General features: G+C 44.0%; 20 protein-coding genes. 7 read left to right on the plus strand and 13 right to left on the minus strand.

Going from position 1 to position 20102, the window contains the following annotated elements:
* Position 1 precedes the first annotated feature (1 nt).
* Complete coding sequence (gene torC, locus OCU28_RS06910) at positions 2 to 1186, minus strand: pentaheme c-type cytochrome TorC (protein ID WP_261815483.1); 1185 nt, start codon at positions 1184 to 1186, stop codon at positions 2 to 4.
* A gap of 41 nt (positions 1187 to 1227) precedes the next feature.
* Positions 1228 to 1404, minus strand: a complete 177-nt coding sequence (gene torE / locus OCU28_RS06915) for a trimethylamine N-oxide reductase system protein TorE (RefSeq protein ID WP_261815484.1) — start codon at positions 1402 to 1404, stop codon at positions 1228 to 1230.
* A 445-nt stretch (positions 1405 to 1849) separates the two neighbouring features.
* On the opposite strand from torE, the gene OCU28_RS06920 reads away from it, so the two are divergent.
* Complete coding sequence (locus OCU28_RS06920) at positions 1850 to 2083, plus strand: TIGR02647 family protein (RefSeq protein ID WP_261815485.1); 234 nt, start codon at positions 1850 to 1852, stop codon at positions 2081 to 2083.
* Between the two features lie 19 nt (positions 2084 to 2102).
* Positions 2103 to 2945 (plus strand): NAD(P)H-binding protein, encoded by an 843-nt coding sequence (locus tag OCU28_RS06925; RefSeq protein ID WP_261815486.1) that lies wholly within the window; start codon positions 2103 to 2105, stop codon positions 2943 to 2945.
* Between the two features lie 62 nt (positions 2946 to 3007).
* On the opposite strand, the gene mukB is transcribed toward OCU28_RS06925, so the two are convergent.
* Genes mukB through cmoM form a run of 4 tightly spaced genes read right to left on the minus strand, consistent with a single transcriptional unit; the run spans position 3008 to position 10267 of the window.
* Complete coding sequence (gene mukB, locus OCU28_RS06930) at positions 3008 to 7462, minus strand: chromosome partition protein MukB (protein ID WP_261815487.1); 4455 nt, start codon at positions 7460 to 7462, stop codon at positions 3008 to 3010.
* A complete protein-coding gene (gene mukE / locus OCU28_RS06935; protein WP_261815488.1) occupies positions 7459 to 8145 on the minus strand; it encodes a chromosome partition protein MukE in 687 nt (228 codons plus the stop codon). The genes mukB and mukE overlap by 4 nt, the downstream gene beginning before the upstream one ends.
* Complete coding sequence (gene mukF, locus OCU28_RS06940; protein WP_261815489.1) at positions 8126 to 9475, minus strand: chromosome partition protein MukF; 1350 nt, start codon at positions 9473 to 9475, stop codon at positions 8126 to 8128. Before mukF ends, mukE begins: the two co-directional genes overlap by 20 nt.
* A 15-nt stretch (positions 9476 to 9490) precedes the next feature.
* On the minus strand, positions 9491 to 10267 hold the full coding sequence (gene cmoM, locus OCU28_RS06945) for a tRNA uridine 5-oxyacetic acid(34) methyltransferase CmoM (protein WP_261815490.1): 777 nt from the start codon (positions 10265 to 10267) through the stop codon (positions 9491 to 9493).
* Positions 10268 to 10423: 156 nt separating this feature from the next.
* Between cmoM and elyC the strand changes: the two genes are divergently transcribed.
* From elyC to OCU28_RS06970, 5 genes are all read left to right on the plus strand, one after another.
* Positions 10424 to 11191 (plus strand): envelope biogenesis factor ElyC, encoded by a 768-nt coding sequence (elyC, locus tag OCU28_RS06950; protein ID WP_261815491.1) that lies wholly within the window; start codon positions 10424 to 10426, stop codon positions 11189 to 11191.
* Between the two features lie 64 nt (positions 11192 to 11255).
* Positions 11256 to 11903 (plus strand): molecular chaperone TorD, encoded by a 648-nt coding sequence (torD, locus tag OCU28_RS06955; RefSeq protein WP_261815492.1) that lies wholly within the window; start codon positions 11256 to 11258, stop codon positions 11901 to 11903.
* A gap of 169 nt (positions 11904 to 12072) precedes the next feature.
* Positions 12073 to 13086 carry a substrate-binding domain-containing protein gene (locus OCU28_RS06960; protein WP_261815493.1) on the plus strand — a complete coding sequence of 338 codons (1014 nt, stop codon included), beginning with the start codon at positions 12073 to 12075 and terminating at the stop codon, positions 13084 to 13086.
* Positions 13087 to 13244: 158 nt separating this feature from the next.
* Positions 13245 to 13919: a TVP38/TMEM64 family protein gene (locus OCU28_RS06965; RefSeq protein ID WP_261817454.1), complete on the plus strand. Its 675-nt coding sequence runs from the start codon at positions 13245 to 13247 to the stop codon at positions 13917 to 13919.
* Between the two features lie 42 nt (positions 13920 to 13961).
* Complete coding sequence (locus OCU28_RS06970) at positions 13962 to 14282, plus strand: DUF2007 domain-containing protein (RefSeq protein ID WP_261815494.1); 321 nt, start codon at positions 13962 to 13964, stop codon at positions 14280 to 14282.
* Here the strand turns inward: OCU28_RS06970 and OCU28_RS06975 are convergent.
* The 7 genes from OCU28_RS06975 to OCU28_RS07005 form a co-directional block, all read right to left on the minus strand.
* On the minus strand, positions 14267 to 15073 hold the full coding sequence (locus OCU28_RS06975) for an alpha/beta fold hydrolase (protein WP_261815495.1): 807 nt from the start codon (positions 15071 to 15073) through the stop codon (positions 14267 to 14269). The two genes, OCU28_RS06970 and OCU28_RS06975, sit on opposite strands and share 16 nt — an antisense overlap.
* A 149-nt stretch (positions 15074 to 15222) precedes the next feature.
* Positions 15223 to 15747 carry a DUF3833 domain-containing protein gene (locus OCU28_RS06980; protein WP_261815496.1) on the minus strand — a complete coding sequence of 175 codons (525 nt, stop codon included), beginning with the start codon at positions 15745 to 15747 and terminating at the stop codon, positions 15223 to 15225.
* Entirely contained in the window at positions 15744 to 16292 is a 549-nt protein-coding gene (locus tag OCU28_RS06985; protein WP_261815497.1) for a chalcone isomerase family protein, read from the minus strand. Before OCU28_RS06985 ends, OCU28_RS06980 begins: the two co-directional genes overlap by 4 nt.
* Positions 16293 to 16315: 23 nt before the next feature.
* Positions 16316 to 16813 (minus strand): DUF2878 domain-containing protein, encoded by a 498-nt coding sequence (locus tag OCU28_RS06990; RefSeq protein ID WP_261815498.1) that lies wholly within the window; start codon positions 16811 to 16813, stop codon positions 16316 to 16318.
* Positions 16814 to 16818: 5 nt separating this feature from the next.
* A complete protein-coding gene (locus OCU28_RS06995) occupies positions 16819 to 18054 on the minus strand; it encodes an SAM-dependent methyltransferase (RefSeq protein ID WP_261815499.1) in 1236 nt (411 codons plus the stop codon).
* Positions 18055 to 18071: 17 nt separating this feature from the next.
* On the minus strand, positions 18072 to 18821 hold the full coding sequence (locus tag OCU28_RS07000; protein ID WP_261815500.1) for a DUF1365 domain-containing protein: 750 nt from the start codon (positions 18819 to 18821) through the stop codon (positions 18072 to 18074).
* Positions 18818 to 20101 carry an NAD(P)/FAD-dependent oxidoreductase gene (locus OCU28_RS07005; protein ID WP_261815501.1) on the minus strand — a complete coding sequence of 428 codons (1284 nt, stop codon included), beginning with the start codon at positions 20099 to 20101 and terminating at the stop codon, positions 18818 to 18820. Before OCU28_RS07005 ends, OCU28_RS07000 begins: the two co-directional genes overlap by 4 nt.
* Position 20102 lies beyond the last annotated feature (1 nt).

A 20102-nucleotide genomic window follows, 5' to 3' on the forward strand; every position in this document is an offset into this window, starting at 1 on the left:
TTTAGTGTTGCTGATCTGAGAAATCAGATGAATGTTTCTGTAGATACTTCAATACCAAAGCCGAGCTATCCGTATCGAGGTTTACAAACGCAGACATACCATTGAACATGCCCGGCCACGCATTCGCGGTGAAGTGGGCTGGAGCGGGTTGAGTATGGCAGGTTGAGCAATTCGTCTGATAGGACTCTCCTGCTTTATCCCATATCGCATCGTAACCTTGCACCAGTGACTCTGGTTTCATCCATACAGTCGCCACGACACGCCCCCAAGGAAGGCCTGTCAGCTCATCTTCTTTCTCTTCAAAGCTTTGTACAATCTTGTCGTTTTGAGCAGATTCTTTCATTAATGACGCAACTGGAATATTCATCCCGAAGTCTTCTTGAATCACTCGACCAAAGCCTTTGTCTTTACGCCAGCCAGAGATTTCTACCTGAATTGCACTGTCTGTAACTTGAATTACTTTGACCTCAGATGCTGGGTTTAGCAAACCGGCTTCAGCGCTAAGGGCTTTATCTTCATACACAGGAAGATGACGAACTGACACATAGGTACCGTCTTTAGCAAATGATGTTGAATGCGCTACTTGCTCAAGCTCACCAATCATACCGCCTGAACTGTCCATATTTTTTGGAAGGTGGTGGGCAATACCTTTATGACAATCTAAACAGCTTTGATCACGAGCAGCTGCTTGTTTCATTTGAATACGAGCGGTTGGTGACATCTGTTCGAAATCCATAAACTCGTATTGGTGACAGTTTTTACATTCCGCAGATTTGTTAGCAGAAAAACGGTCCCATTCATGCCTTGCAAGCGCAAAGCGACGAGCTTCAAATTTTTCAGGAGTTCCAAGGTCGCCAAACAGTTGTGCATACACTTCTTTGGATGCTTGCATCTTACGCGCTACTTTATCGGTCCAATTGTGCGGAACATGACAATCAGGACATGTTGCCCTAACCCCTGCATTGTTTTTCCAGTGCACCGTTTCTTGCAATTCTGGATAGACATTATCTTCCATTGTGTGGCAGCTAATACAAAACTCCTCTGTATTTGCCACCTCTAGAGCGGTATTAAATCCACCCCAAAATATAACACCAGCTATAAAGCCGCCGAGAGTCAGTACGCCCAAGCTAATATGCTTAGCTGGTCGACTCATCGTATTCCACATCTTCATGATCAGTGATTTCATGCTTATCTCACTTATTCGGATTTAAGTTCATTGCTTGTATATCAACCATGCACACCGGGTGGACCCCAAACGAACATTTGTAACATCCACACGCTAAATCCGTACCCGCCGACAAAAATGACACTCAAAATTGGGAATAACACGACGGCGATAAAGAAGAAGGATTTCCACTCTAGCGAGCGTTGCTCCTGATCAGGAATGCTTTTCGAATCACTCATAGTAACTTGCCTTGCATTGATTAATGGACCTGTCAAAACAGGATAAATATAATAAGAAATTTAGACCAAATTTTTCAAAAAGTGCAGGTCAATCACATTCATTTATCGATCTCCTTTCCATTCACAACTACAGCCGTATGTTCATCATAAAAATGCTAGGCAGAGATGTAAGTAAATGTAACTCGCTATCTAATAAGAAATAATAGTCCACAAACTCACTAGGTGGGTAAAACGTAAAAACGTCCCTTCGTTTATCCACAGTTATTGTGGATAAAAACGCCTAAAGCCGATGGGTTATAGGATGCGAGATAGTCAACAGGAATTATTAGTTTTTTTGTTTTCCAGTATGAACAAGCCTTAGCTAACGTTTTTATTAATTAGCAGTTGCCAGTCGTTTAATGCAGGTCTACTGTGGAGTTAAAGATACAGAAGAAAAAGAGAACTTATGAAATTTGATCAATTACTTATCGATGAACTAAACCTACTACTTCAATTCGACCTAAGCAGTTCAGCCACTGGTATTAAGGTGCATTCTGATGCGCCGCAATCGACTCAACAAGCGGTTGCTAGATTGTTTGAGAAAGAGCTATGTACACTGCAAGATGGCGGGTATCTCACCACTGAAGGCATTGCGATAGCTGAGCAAGCTGAAAAAATACTGCGTGTATTAAGCCACTAATCTACACAAAGGTAACATAGTGGGTGCTACCCTAATTATTGGTGCTGGATGGCTTGGTCGCCCTCTGGCACTTTTTCTATCTAAGCGTAGCTCGATAGTCCATGTGACCAACCAATCGCTATCAGGGGTCAGCTCTAGCCGTGATCTTGGCCTTAAAGCTCATCACCTATCTCTGCCCGTAGATGATATTGCACTATTGTCTCAGTTTCTAATTCAGCATCAGGTCACAACTATTGTTGGCTGCATCACTCCAGGCTTTCGAAAAACACTTGATTTGGCCAGCGTAGATTGGGATAGCTATGCCCATAAATGGCAACAAATCTGCCAAGGAGCCACTCAGGCGGGTGTAGACAAGCTAGTTATGATAAGTTCAAGTGCGGTATATCCAAGTACAGAAGGTTCAATGTGCGAGTCCGATGCCAGCTATCTATTGGCAATGCACAGCCAAGATTTTTCACATAAAAGTAAAGCCCTACTCAAAGCAGAGCAGCAGGTGATCAATAGCGGATTGGATTATGTAGTTATAAGGTGCAGTGGGCTTGTTAATCAGCAGCGTCACCCCTCGCGCTTTGTTCAGCGCTTAAAATCAGTGAGCCGCAAAGCGCCTGCTAATATGCTTCATCAACAAGATGCGATCGGGCTAATAAGCTTTGCTATAGATAAGCTATCTAGACAAATCATAAATGCCTCAACCCCAAACACCTGTAGTAAAGCTGAGTTTTATCAAGCGGCACTCAATGCCGTGCAAAGCTCTGTGATATTACCTGAGATTGTTGACACCCCAGATAAACACATTGATAGCCAACTGTCACAAAAGCTGGGATACCGCTATCACTTCCAACACACACTTGATGTGTTATAGCCTAGCCAACTATCCACGAAATTAAATGAAAAAAATGGGAGGCTTTCGCCTCCCATTTTAATTTATATCAGTTCTGCTTCATCAATGATCTGCGACGGTTCATTTACCTGACCAAAGCCTCTAAGCCCAACCACATGCACATGTTCGTGGTCTTTAAATACCTTCCGAACCAGCTTGTAGGTGGTGCCTTTTTCAGGGCTAATGTTTTCCGGTGCGGCGATCAATAGCTGCATATTAAGGCGCTCACACAACTCGAATAAGGTAGCAATCGACTTCGCATCCAAACGTGCCGCTTCATCGAGGAACAATAGACGACAAGGTAGAATATCCTTGCTACGCAATCGACGAGATTCCTCTTCCCAGCTCTGGATAACCATCAGCAAGATAGACTGACCAGTACCGATAGCCTCACCTGTAGATAGCGCTCCGGATTCAGCCTGTAGCCACCCTTCTGAGCCACGGTTAACCTCAACACCCATTTCAAGGTAGTTTCGGTAATCCAATAGCTCTTCACCAAAGACTTGTGGTGAGCGTTGACCAACATCAATATGTGGGTTCACGCGTTGGAACAATTTAGCCATTGCCTCAGAGAAGGTTAAACGAGAGTTCTCAAACAACTGCTGATGGCTTTTCTGTGGATTGGCTAAGCTATCAAGCAAGATTTGATGGCTCTCGCGAATATTAACATTCAAACGCACCCCTTTAACCTGACCGAAGTAAATGTTGGACAAGCCTTGGTTTAGAATTCGAATTCGATTCTGTTCACGTGAAATCGTCTTGTTAATAATACTCGATACAGATTCTGAGCTAATCGCTAAACGGCCTTCGCGTTGAGTAAGCTCTTCGGTTAAGCGAGCAAGCTCGACTTCCATCTCTTCAATAGCTTCAACCGGGTCATCTGTACGGATGATATCTTGGCGAATACGCTCACGCAGATATTGGTATACCGCAATATAGAACAGTACCTTACGCTCTGGGTATGCGGTATCTTCAGATGCACGTAGTGTATCTCGAAGCTCCTCATCATTAGCAACGGCAAGACGCAATGAACCCAATGATTTATCTGACATTGAACGCAGTTCGCCTTCGGAAAGATAAGCTAACTCACGTTTGTGTAGGCGTCGCTCAACATCATGCTCACGCGCTAGCTTCAATACTGAACACCAGCCAGCTTTGGCGGTGACCACGAAGCGGCGCAATTCTTGGTACTCTTTTTGGTGCTTCTTAAGTGCCTTAGTTCCACTCTTAAGCTCAAGCTCAGTCGCGGTAACAACCTTCGACAATTCAGTTTGGCGAACGCGGGAGATCTCAATCCCCTCATGTAGCTCTTGCTTACGTGCTGTTGCACGGTCAAGGATAGCCTCATCAAGCACAATGCCTGCGCCTGATAGCTCCAGTTTAAACTCTTGAACCGTTTCTGTTTTCGCTTGATGTGAGCTTTTTAACGTCGCCAATAGTTGATTATATTGGCTGTGCTGTTGCTGAGCCTGTTTATAGCCGTCGCGTGCTTTCTCTTTTTGCTGCTCGGCAATAACCAGTTTTGCTTTTAGCTGTTCACTTAACTCACTGCTTTTCTCTAACAGTTTTTCAGAATCAGCATAGCCAAAGTGCGCCCTGCGCTCTAAAACATTAGATAGAGCGAAAGATTGGGTTTTCAACTGCTGCAGCTGAGCATCAACTTGTTGGTATTGCTGTTCAATCGCATCAAATTGCTCAGGATCGACTGCCAATGCAGAAACCAGCGGACGAAGCTTGTCCGCTACCGCTTGGTAGCGGTCTAAATACGCTTTGCTATCTACAAGCTCATCCACTCTTGATTGAACTTCTAATACTCGCTCACTTAGGGTCTCATCACTAAGTAAATCAATACGTGGTGCTAGCTTATCTAGTAGGCTCAATGCTTGCTTAGCTTTTACTATGCCTTGCTTGTGCTCTGCTTCTTTCGTTTCAATAACATTGAGCTCACCCATGACTGCGTTGCGCTGGATACGAAGCTGTGCAATGGCATCTTCAGGGTTTGATTCAAAGGCTACATGTACATGGTTAGCCACAAAATCATTAAATGCTTGATATAGTCGCTGCGCTTTTTGCGCATCAAATGATGCCTTAGCGTGTGATTCGACAAGGTCATCACGTTTCTCGCGCAGCACCTCTAAACGCTGTTCACGAGCAGCTCGGCCAAATAGAGGAACCGTTGGGAAGCGAGAGTAACGCAATTGCTGCTGGCTCACTTTAACGCACACCGCACCTTCGAACTCTTCTACCTCAAACAGGCTATCGTCAAAGGCATCCACATCCCCTTCAATAATATACACATCTTCCGGGCAGTCATCGAACTCGACCAAGCGCTCTTTTACGCCATCGAGATCAGAGACCACAATCGCGTGACGCGCCGGACCATACATCGCACTGAAATACGGTGCATCGGCGAACGTAATGTCATCGTAGATCTCTGAAAGGAGTACGCCACCTAAAGAGTCAGCCAGTGCTTTTAATCTAGGATCGTTGGCACCACCTGGTGCTGCTAGCGCTTCTAACTCTTTCTCAACTTGGTTACGCTCTAGCGCCAAGGCATCTTTGTGTGATATGGCACGCTTTTCATCTTCTAGAACCTGCTGCATGGTCGCCATGACCTGCTGAGCGTCATTCAATGGCGCGTCGGTACTTTCACGTAGATTATATAGCGCTTCATTGGCCTTAAACCACGCCGGTGCAATACCTTCAAAGCGTGAAATATCACCTGTTAGTTTTTGCTCTTCACGACGCAGATCAACCAAGCGCTCACGACCTTGCTCTAGATGAGCTTCATTTTGGTCAATGGCTTCATGTTGACGCGCTTGCTCAGTTTCAACATCGACCTCATCATGGATCTCAGTCGATGCTAACGCATTGTATTCTTTAACACTTTTCTGAACCTGAGATTGCTGTTGCAGGCGTTTATTGAGATCCCTAGCTTGTGACTGCCAGTGAGACAATTGCGCCGCTTCATGTTTAGCAGCTTGCATTTTTTCAAGCACGCTGCGCGCTTGTTGCTGCGCATCACTGCGCGCACAATCTGGCACGATTTGTTTTAACAGATCATACGCTTTGGCAAACTGCTCAACCCCAGCAGAATTGATGTCCAGCTTATGCTTTAGTGACAGCAAGGTTTGGGTTTGTTGAGTTTGTTGGGTCTCAAAGTCGCTCAACAGCTGTGGGATATTATCAACACTTTCAATTTCAATTCCGCACAGCGTTCTTGCATCATGCAAGGCTTTAACCGCTTGTTGATATTGCAGTGCTCGGGTTTGTTGTACATCCAGTGCTTGTTGATAATCCGCCAGCTGAGACTTCAGGCTATCAACCTCTGCCTCGGTAAGCTCCATCTGCTGTTCATTGCTAACTAGAGACTCATATGCCTCTTCGACTACCATCACCTGCTCTTCAAGTCGGTCACTCAGTTCAAGCAAGTCTTCTTCATAGCGCTCAATTTTCTGCTGCTGTTGCAGCGCATTTTGCACCAACTGTAAGTAATCGCTTGCGGCTTGATGGTCCTGCTCTAGTGCTGAATATTGCTCAACAAACTGATTTAGTTGCTGCTGAGTTTCATTAAGAAGCTTATTGTTATCAATGATCTGTTGGCGACCATTTAGCAGTTCTTTACGAATAGATAGTGTCGCTTCTAGCTTACTACGGCGCTGATTAGCGTGACGCATATAATCGGCGGCCACATAGTTGGTGGACTCAGTTAGCAAATGCTTAAACAGGTCACGATCCGACTGGGTATTCTTGATTGCTTCTAAGGTGATACGGTTTTCACGCAGGGCCGATTCCATATCTTGGAACGCCTTTTTAACCCCACCATTTTGTGGCAATAGATAGTCACGTAGTGAGCGAGTAATCGTGCTAGAGATGCCACCGTATAGCGATGCCTCTATCAAGCGATAAAATTTAGACCGGTCACCGGAATTACGAAGTTTTTTCGGAATCACACCGCTATCAAACATCTGGGTGTGGTAATCAGTGATAGAGTTAAACGCCTTAAATTGTACGCCTTCTATATCCGCGACGCGCTCTTTCACTTCGTTTAACTGCAATACCTTAGCTTGGGTATCACTGACCGACTGAATGAACAGCTCCGATGCCTTAATATGGCTCGGTAGGCCTTGTACAACAAACGGCTTAATATCTACTTTTTTATCACGACCGGCGACTTGCTGTAGCTTTACTGCGAAGATAAGGCGTTGTTTACGCGAGTTCACAACCTCTAAAGCGGAGTAGCACACACCCGCTTGTAGCTTACCGTACAAGCCTTTATCTCTCGATGCCTGCGAGCTTCCCGCTTCGGTGGTATTTCTAAAATGTAATAGACTTTGGTCAGGAATAAGGCTAGTAATAAACGCCGCCATGGTGGTCGATTTACCCGCACCATTGCCGCCCGAAAGTGTGGTGACCAGATTATCGATATCAAAGGTACGCGCAAAAAAGCCGTTCCAGTTAATCATGGTCAGTGATTGATATTTTCCTCTTTCAATCATGCCTGTTCCTCACTCTCATCTAATAGACTGTTTTGTTCTGTTTTTTGTTCGACCACGGCTTCACCATCACGGATCAATCGCAACTGAGCTTGTTGTACATCATCGCCCACACGCACATCAGCACCAAAGCGGAATACCGCCTCGCTGATACGGAATTTTTCACCTTCACCTACCGGTAATAACATTCCAATACGCTTTAATCGACGTAGCGAAGTACGCACTTTATCGTATAGCTTTTCTTTATCTAGATCGGTACCGGTTGCTTTATGGGTGACAAACTTCATTAGCGCTTTGTGCTCGGCAATACTAAGTAGCTCTTCAAACAACTCATGGTTGCTAAAGATACCCTCTTGAGCTAAGCGTTCAGGGCTTAGATAAAGGAAACACAATACCTTACCCACCAGCATATCTAGCTCTGACAATACGCTACGGCCAATCAGCGCCGTTGAACGAGGTCGAAGGTAGAAAAACCCTTCCGGTGCTTTAACCAGTTCGACGTTATATCGTTGATAAAACAGAGCTAAATCCGTTTCAAAGTCACACAACAGTGCGTAGTTATCCATATCGTCTTGTGTAATATGACGACCAGAGCGCAATAGACTGTCTAAACCCGGAAATAGTGGGTTTGCAATTGCTTTAGCCAGTTCTTCTGGCATGTAATGTTCAGAATTTATTGATGACATTTGCTTGTACCTTTGCGCCATATTCATTGATTGACTGCCAGTCTGGCTGAATAGCGGCATAGTCTTGTTCTGAGTATCCTAAGCGAACGGCTTGATCAACTACCATTCGAGCGAGATCAAAATGTTTAGTCAGCGGATAACGAGCCAGATAATCTTTTAGTATCGAGCTAAGATCAATATTTGACCCCTGCTGTTTATGTTGTAAAAGCATCGCTTTGACGTGCTCTGCCAACTCGTTGGTTACCTGCTGAATTTCTTGATATTCCACCTCTGGTGGCAATACACCAAGGGCTTCATCATTTTTCAATACCAAGGACTCATCACGCAGATCGCGTAATCGCTCGGCATCGGCATAAGTCAGTAGCCATGATTGAGAACCAAAATCTTGTATCGATTGACGCAGCCTTTGGCTAAACGCTCGGTTCTTATCCATATCAATGGCGGTACGGATAAATTTATGCACATGGCGGTCATAACCAATCCATAGGTCGATTGACTGTTGACCCCAGCTCACAATGCGATCCAGCTTCATTTGTAAGCTGAAAAGTACCGCATCGATAAAATCTAATTCATCTTGACCATATACCATCTGCTGCAGTTCGAGCAGCTGAGATTGCAGCTCATCACCGGCAGCTTGCAGGGACGATTGGAGCTCAGTTAAGGTGTTAGAAGTCGCCGATAGCAGCCCTTCACACTGGTGAATGGCTTCACGCCAATCTTGATTCAACAATGCGGCTATTTGCTGTTTTACCTGCGATTGCTCTTCGTCCATCACCCTTTGGTTGAGGTCTATCTGATCAAAGATCTCACCCACGGTATATTTTAAAGTGCCATACACGTCTCGACGCCACTCTTCACCAGAAAGATCACCTTCCGCAGCTTGGTGGGCATTGGCCAATTCTCTACCCGCTAAAATCAGTTGTACTGATAGCTTAAGCTTTGAGAATTGACGATGACGCATATAATAATCACTGATCCCCATAGCCAAAGGTGACAAGCGATAAATGCTGCCTCCCTCTTGGTCATCGGCATTAAAGCGATTCAATAGGCGCTGACTAACAAGGTCATTGATGGCGTTGTTGGCCTTAAATAAATTGTTCCCTTTAGTTTGGGAATCACTCGAATATTGTCCTTGCACGATAGCAAATGCATCATGCAGTTCACCCTCGCCCAACTCACCATCGAATCGCTCTTGGCTCAATAACGCGATTGAGACCAAAAAACTTAACCGTTCGCTAGTCAGATTTAATGAAAAATCGTGCTGTTTTACCCAGCCCACCAGCTCATCTACTGACAGCTGATCGTTACTTTGTTGTTCTGCTTGGCTCATTCCGATCCTTGCTTATTACTTCTGAACCCAAACGTGTATATATCTGCCCATAGACAGATATGGTTCAGTTCGGCATAACTGCTGTTCAAGCTCCAATAATTGTTGTGGGGTGTATTCACCTACGTATTCGCTAAAGCCGACGTAATCATGAAAACAGCGAATCCCAGACTTACCACATATCGTGAGGCCACTCTCTTCTAGCCACTGGTAAACATCCGTTGGAATGAGTCCCTTTTGTGGCTGAAGCTTAAATCTTTTACGGTGCGGCATTCCCTGCAAAACATGCGGAATATTGCCACACACTACATTCTTCATCACCAATCCATGCTGGTTATAAAACATAATTGACGCCATTCCATTCGCGACCAATAGCGTCATCAATTGCTTTAGTACCGCTTCAGGCTCTGCTAACCACTCCATTACCGCATGAAATAAGATAAGGTCTACCGGCTCATCTATATGTTGATGCAGTTCCTGTATTGGAGCATGAATAAATGTGTACTGTTCGAGTAAACCTTGCTTTACAATCTCTTGCTTGGCAAGCGCTAACATCTCACTAGATACATCACACAGAATGACCTTGTGTCCGAGCTTGGCAAGTTTTTGTGACATTTGCGCTAACCCGCCCCCCGCATCAACCACTGTCAGCGATTTCGAATCTGACTCGATTTGAGATAGAATATGGTTTAAATCTTCCCAAACAACTGTCTGCCGAATATTACCCTTGTCAGAACCGTAGATATTCTGAGCAAATTTGTGGGCTATGTTGTCGAAATTGCGGTCTTTTGTCACGGTAGGTATGTGGTTAAGTAATCAAGTTTGGTATTGTGTCACAAGAAGACGAAGAATAAAGAGCAAGCGCTTTAAGTGGCGAATATTTGAGCTTAAAACGAAGTGTTTTTACACACAACTCTTTGCTAAATACATTTAGGATATAATGTTGTAACCATGTTTGAACTTAAAAAGCTCATTTCCGCATTTTTAATGCCATTACCCGCTATGTTGATCATTGGCTTCATAGGATTGGCAATGGTAATGTTTACTCGTAAGCATAGATCCGGCTCTATCTTGATACTCATCTCTTTGGCCTCGATCTTCGCTATCTCTTTTCAACCAATCGCAACCTCGCTACTTAAGCCTCTTGAACGAAAGTACACCGGATTTCTGCCGACTACCCAAAATGTTGACTATGTTATGGTACTAGGCAGTGGACATGTGGTTGATCCTGAGATCCCTCCAACCTCTGAGCTGAGTCGAACGGCTTTGATGCGTCTTTCAGAGGGAATTCGTATTTTACGCATGTATCCTGGTAGCAAGTTGATCCTATCGGGATATGGCGGTGGTAGTAAAATCAGCCAAGCACGTATGATGGCAAAGGTTGCCCTAGCGTTAGGTGTCGCAAAACCCGAAATCATATTGCTTGAAACCGCGCAAGATACCTGGGAAGAAGCAAGGCAAGCCAGCGCCTTTGTTGGGCATACGAATCTTGTACTAGTTACCTCAGCCAGTCATATGGAGCGTGCAATGGGCGAATTTAACGCAGCCGGTATTACGCCTATCCCTGCACCGACCAATTATCTTGCTCACTCCAACATTACTCAGCCTTGGGTAAAATATACGCCCCAAGCTCGTTATCTTGAGCAAACCGAGCGCTATTGGCACGAAACCCTTGGAACTTGGTGGCAAGCGATTCGCAACCTTGCCAGTAAACAGTAACTCAACCATAATTTACGCATACGGGAACATTGATTGATACAAACCAAGGTACGTGTGCTTTCTTATGCAAGAAATAAAACGATTTAATGAACAACGAGCTGAGATTTACTGGTGGTTTTCTAGCCTTTTTTCAAAAGAGTTGACCCAACAAGATCTCAACGCATATCAAACCCCAGAGGTTCGCGGTTTTCTGCAAGGGCTGGCTGATAATAAAGAGCTAAAAAACTCAACTGATAAGGTTATCGACGCCCTTAATCGACTGCAAGATAGAGAAGATGCTCAGTTAGAACTGTCTGCTGATTTTTGCGACTTGTTCCTTACATCAGATAAGCACGCTGCACTGCCATATGCGTCAATTTATCTTGATGAAAGTAAGCTTCTCAATGGTAAACCTGCCCAAGATATGGCTGAACTGATGCAAAATAAAGGGATTGCAGTAGACAATAACTTTAATGAGCCTGCTGACCACCTTGCAATTGAGCTCGACTTTTTAGGGAATATGATTATTCGCTCTAACGAGTTAGAGCAAGAGGCTCACTTAGAAACTGCATTTACAGAGCAGAAACACTTTATCGATAATCACCTATTAAGCTGGATACCTCAGTTTTCAGAAAACTGCACTCAATTTGATAGCTTTGGCTTCTATGCCGCTGTAGCAGAGCTATTAGTTAATTTTTGCGAACTGGATAACCGCTACTTAGCGGCAAACTAAACCTTCTCACTTTTGCTAGAAATGAATTGTCACTCACTTCATTTCTAGCTAGACTGCGCTCCGCAAACGATTGCACTACTATTATTATAACCAAATCGCCTTATGTTATTGTTATCAATAACCAAGGCTATTTAGGTGTACCCCTACAATTGATGTTACAAGGTAAAGCATGGCTACCATTAAAGATGTAGCAAAACTCGCTGGTGTTTCGACAACCACAGTTTCGCACGTAATAAATAAGACACGTTTCGTAGCAGAGACCACTCAAGAGCGCGTGCTCGAAGCAGTAAAAGAGCTAAATTATGCTCCAAGTGCGGTAGCCCGTAGCCTGAAGTGTAATACGACTCGCACTATTGGTATGCTCGTTACCCAATCGACTAACCCCTTCTTTGCTGAAGTGGTGGATGGGGTTGAAAGCTATTGCTATCGCCAAGGCTATACCTTGATTCTATGTAATACTGGCGGTATTTACGAAAAGCAACGTGACTATATTCGTATGCTAGCTGAAAAAAGAGTCGATGGCCTATTGGTCATATGCTCTGATCTTACAGAAGAGCTAAGAGCAATGCTTGATGCTCAACCTAACATTCCTAAAGTGGTAATGGATTGGGGCCCTGAAACATCAAAAGCCGATAAAATCATCGATAACTCAGAAGAAGGTGGCTATCTTGCAACCAAGTACCTTCTTGAAATGGGGCATAACAAGATAGCATGTTTGAGTGGACAAGTCGAAAAACTGGCATGTATCGAAAGGGTGTCTGGCTATAAAAGAGCTCTAAATGAAGCCAAGGTTGACTTTAATCCACAATATATCATCGAAGGTAACTTCGAATGTGATACCGCGGTTGAAGCAGCCAACAAACTGGCGGCTATGCCCGAGTCATCACGTCCAACTGCGGTATTTTGTTTCAACGATATCATGGCGCTTGGTTTGATTAGTGGCCTGCTTGAGCATGATATTAAAGTGCCACAAGATATATCCGTTGTTGGCTATGACAATATCGACCTTGCTGCGTATTTCGCTCCACCGCTCACGACCATCCACCAGCCAAAACGCCGTGTGGGTAAAACCGCGTTTGAGATCTTATTGCAACGCATTAACGATAAAGAGCACGAGCGCCGTGAATTTAAGATGCAACCAGAGCTTGTTGAGCGTAAGAGTGTAAGAAACCTCAACGCATAATTCGTTTATGCAGCGCCATAGAAAGCTTCATTCCATATTGGGTGAGGCTTTTTTTATGTCATCGGCTGCAATAATTTCGATAATAATTACCGATAATTGAAATTTTTGTGGGGGTTATTCTGTCTTTATAATTAACCAAACATTTCACGAGCATAATGATGAATAAGAAATTGATTATTGGCGTAATTTTAGTGGCTGTGGTTGTTTTGCTAGCCGTCAATTTTGGGCAGTATCTGACCCTCGAAAATGCCAAGGCACAGCAAGCTGCCCTAAATAGCCATATACAGCAAAACTTTAGGATATCTGCCGCTATCTATTTTATTGGCTATATTTTTATTACCGCTTTTTCAATCCCTGGGGCTGCGGTTGTTACCCTATTAGGCGCGGCACTATTTGGTTTTTGGACGAGCCTGCTACTGGTATCATTCGCCAGCACTATAGGGGCAACACTTGCCTTTTTAAGCAGTCGTTATCTATTGCGTGATTGGGTACAGTCTAAGTTTGGTAATAAGCTTGATACCATCAATAAAGGTGTGGAGAAAGATGGCGCTTTCTATCTATTTTCATTGCGCCTTATTCCCGTATTTCCATTCTTCTTGATCAACCTATTGATGGGACTCACCCCTATCAGCATGGGTAAATTCTATATTGTGAGTCAATTAGGTATGTTAGCTGGCACTATGGTGTATCTTAACGCAGGGACACAATTAGCTGAAATAGACAGCCTTTCCGGTATTGTGTCTCCGACTGTATTGGCATCATTTGCTCTACTTGGTCTATTCCCATTAATAGCGAAATGGGTGATGAATAGGCTTAGACCTAGCACCTGCTAATCGCACTAGTGCTTTACCATCAACCCCCTTCGGTAAACTAAAATGAAGATATTTATTGCCAGTAATCCACCTGAGGCACACTTTATCAGTGAGCTTTTAATTGCCGAAGGGGTTGCCGTTGAGGTTCGTGGTGAGGGGCTCTTTGGTTTACAAGGAGAGTTGCCATTCGATGAGTCTACTCAGCCTTATGTGTGGCTATCCGACCCCAGCTTACTGGATAAAGCCCAAGCGGTAATACAAGCATACTCCCAGCAGGGTAACTATCAAGATTGGACCTGCCCTCATTGCAGTGAAGTCAATGAAGGGCAATTTGCCTTATGCTGGCAGTGCTCGAATAGTAACCCCGATCAGGCTACAGATTGAATAAAGGCTATCGACTCTCGATTAAAATGAAGGGGCTTTTCTACATTACATACATGGCCACAATCTTCTATCTCAATAAGCTTACTGTGCTTATGCACCGATACCATCTCCTTTACCGGCTTAATAAACATATAGTCTTTATCGCCCATTAGATACAAGGTTGGGATATCGAGCTCTTTTTCTTTAAAGTAACGCATCAGAGGATTGACCTCAGCGGCCAGTTTAAACCAACGTTTAAACTCTTTCTGGCACAACTTACGTGCTTCGCCAATAAACATATGCCTTGACTCTACCTGTCCTTTTTGCGGCATGATGATCCACGCAAACAGGCTATACAACCACATATACGGAATAATGTGTTTGCTAAGATCTCCAAGCTTTACTAGAAATTGAGAGCGTGCATCAAAGCGAGTTATCGCACCACCAAGTACCATCGAACGCACTCGACCTGAAGCAATTTCCGCCATATTGCGTACAATTATGGTGCCAAGGGACATACCGACAAAATGCGCTGAGGCGATCTTTAAGTGGTCTAATACTGCAACAATATCCTTGGTAACCGCTTCAAACGTATAACGCTTACTCATGATCTCTTTAAGCAGGTTATTTGACTTCCCATGGCCACGAAGATCGACCAATAGCACATTAAAGTGTTGTTTATAAGCCTTGATCTGTTTAAACCAAATCGATGAACTTCCCCCTGCACCATGCACAAAAACGACCCACTCCTTAGAAGAAGGATGGGGAAAGGCTTTATGAAATAGTAAAGGTGAAGTAACGGCAGAATTCATTTAACACGCGAATAAGTCATACAATTATAGAGAGGATACTATCATATTTAGGTAATGGTAAAGCATTACCAAACTCACAATTGTAAGAAATCATTAGTTATAAGGGGCTATACCATTTATATGGGTGCTAGCTAAACTTTAATAAACCATTACTGCTTATCAAAAAACAGCGTAAGGCGTCCAAATTCAATGCCAAACTTTTTAATTGATGTGAGATTGAATACCCGCTTAGCGTCTTGTCGATAAAGCCAATCATCAAAGGCAACGGTCACTAATGAGTCCCCACGTGGTAGCTCAAAATCATAAACCCAGTGCAATGCATTGCCGATTTCTTCACCCGTTGCGACACCTACGATATCATCAGCCTTGCCTTGATAGGTACCATCTTCAAGACGGGTAATAACCCAAACTCGTGTGCTTCGCTCCCCATCATCAAATTCAAACTGCTCATCTAGCGTCAATACATTGCCATCAACAACACCATTGAGCTTTACTGAGAAGCGTCGAGTCTGTTTACCGCTGCTATCTTGTATCATTCCCCAAGCGTCAACCCGTCCCTCAAAGTACTGAAACAGCTGAAACTTAGGCGTACTGCTATGGTAATCACTGAGTTCTGCACTACAGCCGATAAGTAGACTCACCCACACGATGAGCCATCCCTTTAATATCTTCATTGATTTAGCCCTATCAATTGCGCTCGATGGTCTGGGTATTCTGTTTTAGGGGATAACCAAATCGCCACAAAGGCATCATTAAATGCTTCTTGCTCAATCTTACCCACCATTCTTCCATTTCGTTTTTGCTCATAATAGTAAAAGACACCACTACTGCCATTACTGACATACACTAGCCGATCCCCCTTTTTTATCTCAGGATAAATCGTCGCCAGCTTTATCTCCCATTGACTAAAATCAGCCTGCTTATACCCAAGATGCAGCCACTGCTTGCGCGTTTCTTTTAAGAGATGTGCTTTAGCGATGTTTCGCTGATAGTGAATGGAAAGCGCAATAGGATGAGGCGTGACGTCATCACTTAAGGTGTATCGCCCGTGCGGCGCTTTTAGCTCTGAGGTGTATACATCAAAAAACAGAAAATCAAGCTGTGCTGAGCCGACCGTTGGCCAAGCCTGCCAGCGCTGGGTTGTTTTTACATCACTGGCTGCGACCACAGTTGAGAGCCCTAGACTCAGTAGACCGAATAACCGAAATGCCCATTTCATAGCTCACCTCTACCACAATCAACCTAGACAATTAAGCGCCGTTTTCTCAGTGATACCACCAGCAATGACATCAAAACGCTCCATTCTACTATCAGCACCAGCAAGGTGAATGTATTGCCTTGAGGCCAGATAACCGCGCCCAGTTTAGCGCCAGCAAAATAACTGCCCGCCGCCCCTAATGCACTTATTATTGATACGGCCCAGATAGGATAAAGGGTCAAAATAGTTTTCATTTGATAGGCATACCACACAAATATTATCCACAGCGCAATCAGCCATAACGGAATAAACGGTGTAGGAAATGTAAATAGCCCCAGATAGGCATTGCCCCAATCAAGCACAACACCCAATACAACGAAACAGCTCAACCACCCCATTGCTAACTCTCGTCGTACAACGCTGAATGCCAACGTTGCCACAATAGCAAACCAAAGTAATAGGAGCGTCGAATCGCGTCCAATCACAGCTAAAAACCACAGTGATTGAAACCACAGAGACTTAACCACCAGAACCTTATTCATGTTTATCAGCTCTTACGAAAAGTAAGGTGAACCGTACTGATTGATCGGGCGAGGAATCCGCCTTCACAGTAGCAAAGATAATAGCGCCACATACGCTTGAATCTGTCATCAAATCCAAGCTCACTCAGCTCTCTATCAGCATGGTTAAAGCGCTCCCGCCACTCCCTTAAGGTATAAGCGTAATCAATACCAATATCATACAGGTCTTCAATCACCAGTTGGCTATGCTTGGTGGTTTGCTCTAGAAGGTAGCTTACCGAAGGCAGAAAACCACCAGGAAAGATGTATTTTTGAATAAAATCGACACTATTGCTATATGATTCAAAGCGCTGATCAGCAATAGTGATGGATTGAATCGCAACTCTACCACCGGGTTTTACTAGCGCATTACATTTATCAATATATGACGCTAAGAACGCACGCCCAACTGCTTCTATCATCTCTATTGAAACTAATTTATCGAAGGTGCCTTCTAATAACCGATAATCTTTTTTCAATAGCGTAATCTTGTGTTGCAGCCCCTCTTGCTCAATACGTTGCTGAGCATAATCGAACTGCTCATCAGAAATGGTGGTCGTCGTAACATGGCAGCCAAAATTCTTAGCCATGTAAATTGCCATTCCTCCCCAACCCGTTCCTATCTCTATCACTCTATCACTGGCTTGCAACTGTAACTGTTCGCACAACCGCTGCATTTTATTTTGTTGCGCCTGCTCCAAGGAATCGTCTTTATTGAGATATAACGCTGAGGAGTACAACATTTCATTGTCTAAGAAACGCTCATACAGGGAATTACCCAGGTCATAATGCGCTAATATATTCTGCTTTGCATTGCGCTGAGTATTTCTATTTTTCCAGTGTCCAATGAGGTTTGCAAAGCGGGTGAACACGCCCATACGACCATTAATATGGTCCAATTTAGCGGTATTTTTTGCCATTACTTGCATTACAGCTACAAGATTTGGACTCTCCCAGTCGCCATCAATGTAAGCTCGGGCAGCGGCGATACTGCCACCTTTCAACATTCTTAAATAGAAATCTGGGGTTTGTACTTCCACCACCCCTACAACCTCTGCATCAGACTGACCAAAATTAAACTGTTCTGCTTGTGGTCCAAACACCTCAACTACAGATAATTTGCCCCATCGTAACGATTTAAGTTGCTCCATGATAAAGGCGCGAGCCGCTTTTTGAATGCCCGACAGCTCGGTAGTTACCATCATAGATTGTGAATTGCTCATGAAAAAAGCCTCCTGCCTTACGACAAATTTTGGTTATTATTTTTGGTCGGATTAGGATAAAAAGGGGCGCGTTTCAAGAACAGCTTCAACGCATGCCAATATATTCCAACTATCACTTTTACTGTCATTATTGGTGTTGAGATCAACATTCGAAGCATATTTTTTGAGTTAAATTCGATGCCCTTTAATGCCATGGTCGCATCGAACTCTTTAATTTGTTTATGGCACTCTAAGTGAACCAACAAGGTTCGTTCTCCCCTTGCCAAGCGCCACTGATAGACTTGATCAATTGGGTTAAATGGAGAAACATGAAACGCCTTTTGATGACGCCAATTAGTACGATTTTCCCCAGCGTCTGCATCCAATGCATAGTAGTGCCGCTGATTCCAGGGTGTATTGCTTACTTCCGCCAAGAGATAGCGCCAAACCCCTTGTTCATCATAGACATAATAAAAATTAACGGGACTAAAGTAGAACCCAAGATATCTAAGGTGACAGACCGCCTCAACCCGTCCATTAAATTGCTTACCCGTCAATTCATAGACCTTTCCCTGCACTGCTTTTTTAAGACAGCCTTCACCTAAATAATCGCTACGCTTAAAACGCGCCCAGTGATACCAGCGATCACCAAATCCCCATACCTGCTGTTTGAGGCTCTCTAACTCATCCACGTCGATACAGGGCATAAATAACGCATAATTTAACTGATGCTTTACAGGAGAAAAGCGTCTATGACGCACATCCCCACACATTATTTGACTGCTCATGCCGCTTGTTCCTTTGCATCACATGTGGTTGTGTGCTCAACCCCCTTTACTACTTGCAGAGCACTAAACACCCCATCTTCATGGAAACCATTTCTCCAATATGCACCGCAAAACCAGCTATTGTTCTTGCCTTGAATCCGTTCAGCTTGTTGTTGCGCGGCAATAGATGTTGTTGAAAATACTGGATGGTCATAGCTAAAGCGGCGCAGTACCTTAGATTCATCAATCATGGCGCTGTTATTTAGCGACACGCAGAAGGTGTGTGTCGATGAGATGTGTTGCAGAATATTCATGTTATAAGTAAGCGTTGGAAGACGTTCAGCTTGGTCTTGCCCCCCTTGCAGATAGTAGTTCCATGATGCCCACGCCAGCTTACTTTTTGGAAGTAATTTGGTATCGGTATGCAATATCACTTCATTGGTTTGATAAGCCATAGCAGACAATAATTCTTGCTCGTGGCTCGTGGCTTCATCACCGAGTATCTGTAGCGCTTGATTGCTATGGCAAGCAAATATCACCTGATCAAACTCATGCCATTGCTGGTTAACCAGCAACCGCACGCCGTGGATATTGCGCTCTACCTTTTGCACTGGGCTAGATAATAAGATTCGTTCACGAAAGCCCTCTGTTAAGGGGTCGATATAAGCGCGAGATCCCCCCTTAACCACATACCATTGAGGGCGATTTTTTATATCCAGCAAGCCGTGATTAACGAAAAACTGCAAAAAGAAACGTAGAGGAAACCCTCTCATATCGGCAAGGGTAGATGACCAAATAGCCGCGCCCATAGGCAGGATATAGTTGTCACAAAAATATTCACTGAACTGATGCTGCAACAAAAAATTACCCAGTGTTTCTTGCTCTGCTATGTCTTGCGTTACAACACTCTTCGCCAGTTTATTAAAGCGCAGTATCTCCAAAATAAAGGCGTAAAACTTAGGGTTAAACCAATTACGTTTTTGCGCAAACAGGTTCGATAACGAATGACCATTGTACTCTAGGCCATTGTTATCATTGCGCACACTAAAGCTCATCTGCGTTGGCTTACCTTCAACCCCAATCTCTTCCATCATTTGTATGAAATTTGGGTAGGTTCGGTCGTTGTAAACGATAAATCCAGTATCTACCGCATACTGTTTGCCTTCTACTGACACATCCACTGTTGCAGTATGTCCACCGATGTAATCATTAGCTTCAAATAAGGTTATCTGGTGCTGTTTATGTAAGCGATAACCGCATGTCAATCCTGATATACCGGTTCCGATAATAGCAATCTTCATC

The organism is Vibrio gallicus (assembly GCF_024346875.1).
Lineage (GTDB): Bacteria > Pseudomonadota > Gammaproteobacteria > Enterobacterales > Vibrionaceae > Vibrio > Vibrio gallicus.

What these genes read in the sequence shown, in the direction of transcription:
- OCU28_RS06985 (WP_261815497.1), bottom strand. Translation starts at nt 16,292, where the DNA reads ATGAAATGGGCATTTCGGTTATTCGGTCTACTGAGTCTAGGGCTCTCA.
- OCU28_RS06995 (WP_261815499.1), bottom strand. Translation starts at nt 18,054, where the DNA reads ATGAGCAATTCACAATCTATGATGGTAACTACCGAGCTGTCGGGCATT.
- OCU28_RS07000 (WP_261815500.1), bottom strand. Translation starts at nt 18,821, where the DNA reads ATGAGCAGTCAAATAATGTGTGGGGATGTGCGTCATAGACGCTTTTCT.
- mukB (WP_261815487.1), bottom strand. Translation starts at nt 7,462, where the DNA reads ATGATTGAAAGAGGAAAATATCAATCACTGACCATGATTAACTGGAAC.
- OCU28_RS06920 (WP_261815485.1), top strand. Translation starts at nt 1,850, where the DNA reads ATGAAATTTGATCAATTACTTATCGATGAACTAAACCTACTACTTCAA.
- torE (WP_261815484.1), bottom strand. Translation starts at nt 1,404, where the DNA reads ATGAGTGATTCGAAAAGCATTCCTGATCAGGAGCAACGCTCGCTAGAG.
- OCU28_RS06965 (WP_261817454.1), top strand. Translation starts at nt 13,245, where the DNA reads ATGAATAAGAAATTGATTATTGGCGTAATTTTAGTGGCTGTGGTTGTT.
- OCU28_RS06970 (WP_261815494.1), top strand. Translation starts at nt 13,962, where the DNA reads ATGAAGATATTTATTGCCAGTAATCCACCTGAGGCACACTTTATCAGT.
- torC (WP_261815483.1), bottom strand. Translation starts at nt 1,186, where the DNA reads ATGAAATCACTGATCATGAAGATGTGGAATACGATGAGTCGACCAGCT.
- OCU28_RS06980 (WP_261815496.1), bottom strand. Translation starts at nt 15,747, where the DNA reads ATGAAGATATTAAAGGGATGGCTCATCGTGTGGGTGAGTCTACTTATC.
- OCU28_RS07005 (WP_261815501.1), bottom strand. Translation starts at nt 20,101, where the DNA reads ATGAAGATTGCTATTATCGGAACCGGTATATCAGGATTGACATGCGGT.
- elyC (WP_261815491.1), top strand. Translation starts at nt 10,424, where the DNA reads ATGTTTGAACTTAAAAAGCTCATTTCCGCATTTTTAATGCCATTACCC.
- OCU28_RS06990 (WP_261815498.1), bottom strand. Translation starts at nt 16,813, where the DNA reads ATGAATAAGGTTCTGGTGGTTAAGTCTCTGTGGTTTCAATCACTGTGG.
- mukE (WP_261815488.1), bottom strand. Translation starts at nt 8,145, where the DNA reads ATGTCATCAATAAATTCTGAACATTACATGCCAGAAGAACTGGCTAAA.
- torD (WP_261815492.1), top strand. Translation starts at nt 11,256, where the DNA reads ATGCAAGAAATAAAACGATTTAATGAACAACGAGCTGAGATTTACTGG.
- mukF (WP_261815489.1), bottom strand. Translation starts at nt 9,475, where the DNA reads ATGAGCCAAGCAGAACAACAAAGTAACGATCAGCTGTCAGTAGATGAG.
- OCU28_RS06960 (WP_261815493.1), top strand. Translation starts at nt 12,073, where the DNA reads ATGGCTACCATTAAAGATGTAGCAAAACTCGCTGGTGTTTCGACAACC.
- OCU28_RS06975 (WP_261815495.1), bottom strand. Translation starts at nt 15,073, where the DNA reads ATGAATTCTGCCGTTACTTCACCTTTACTATTTCATAAAGCCTTTCCC.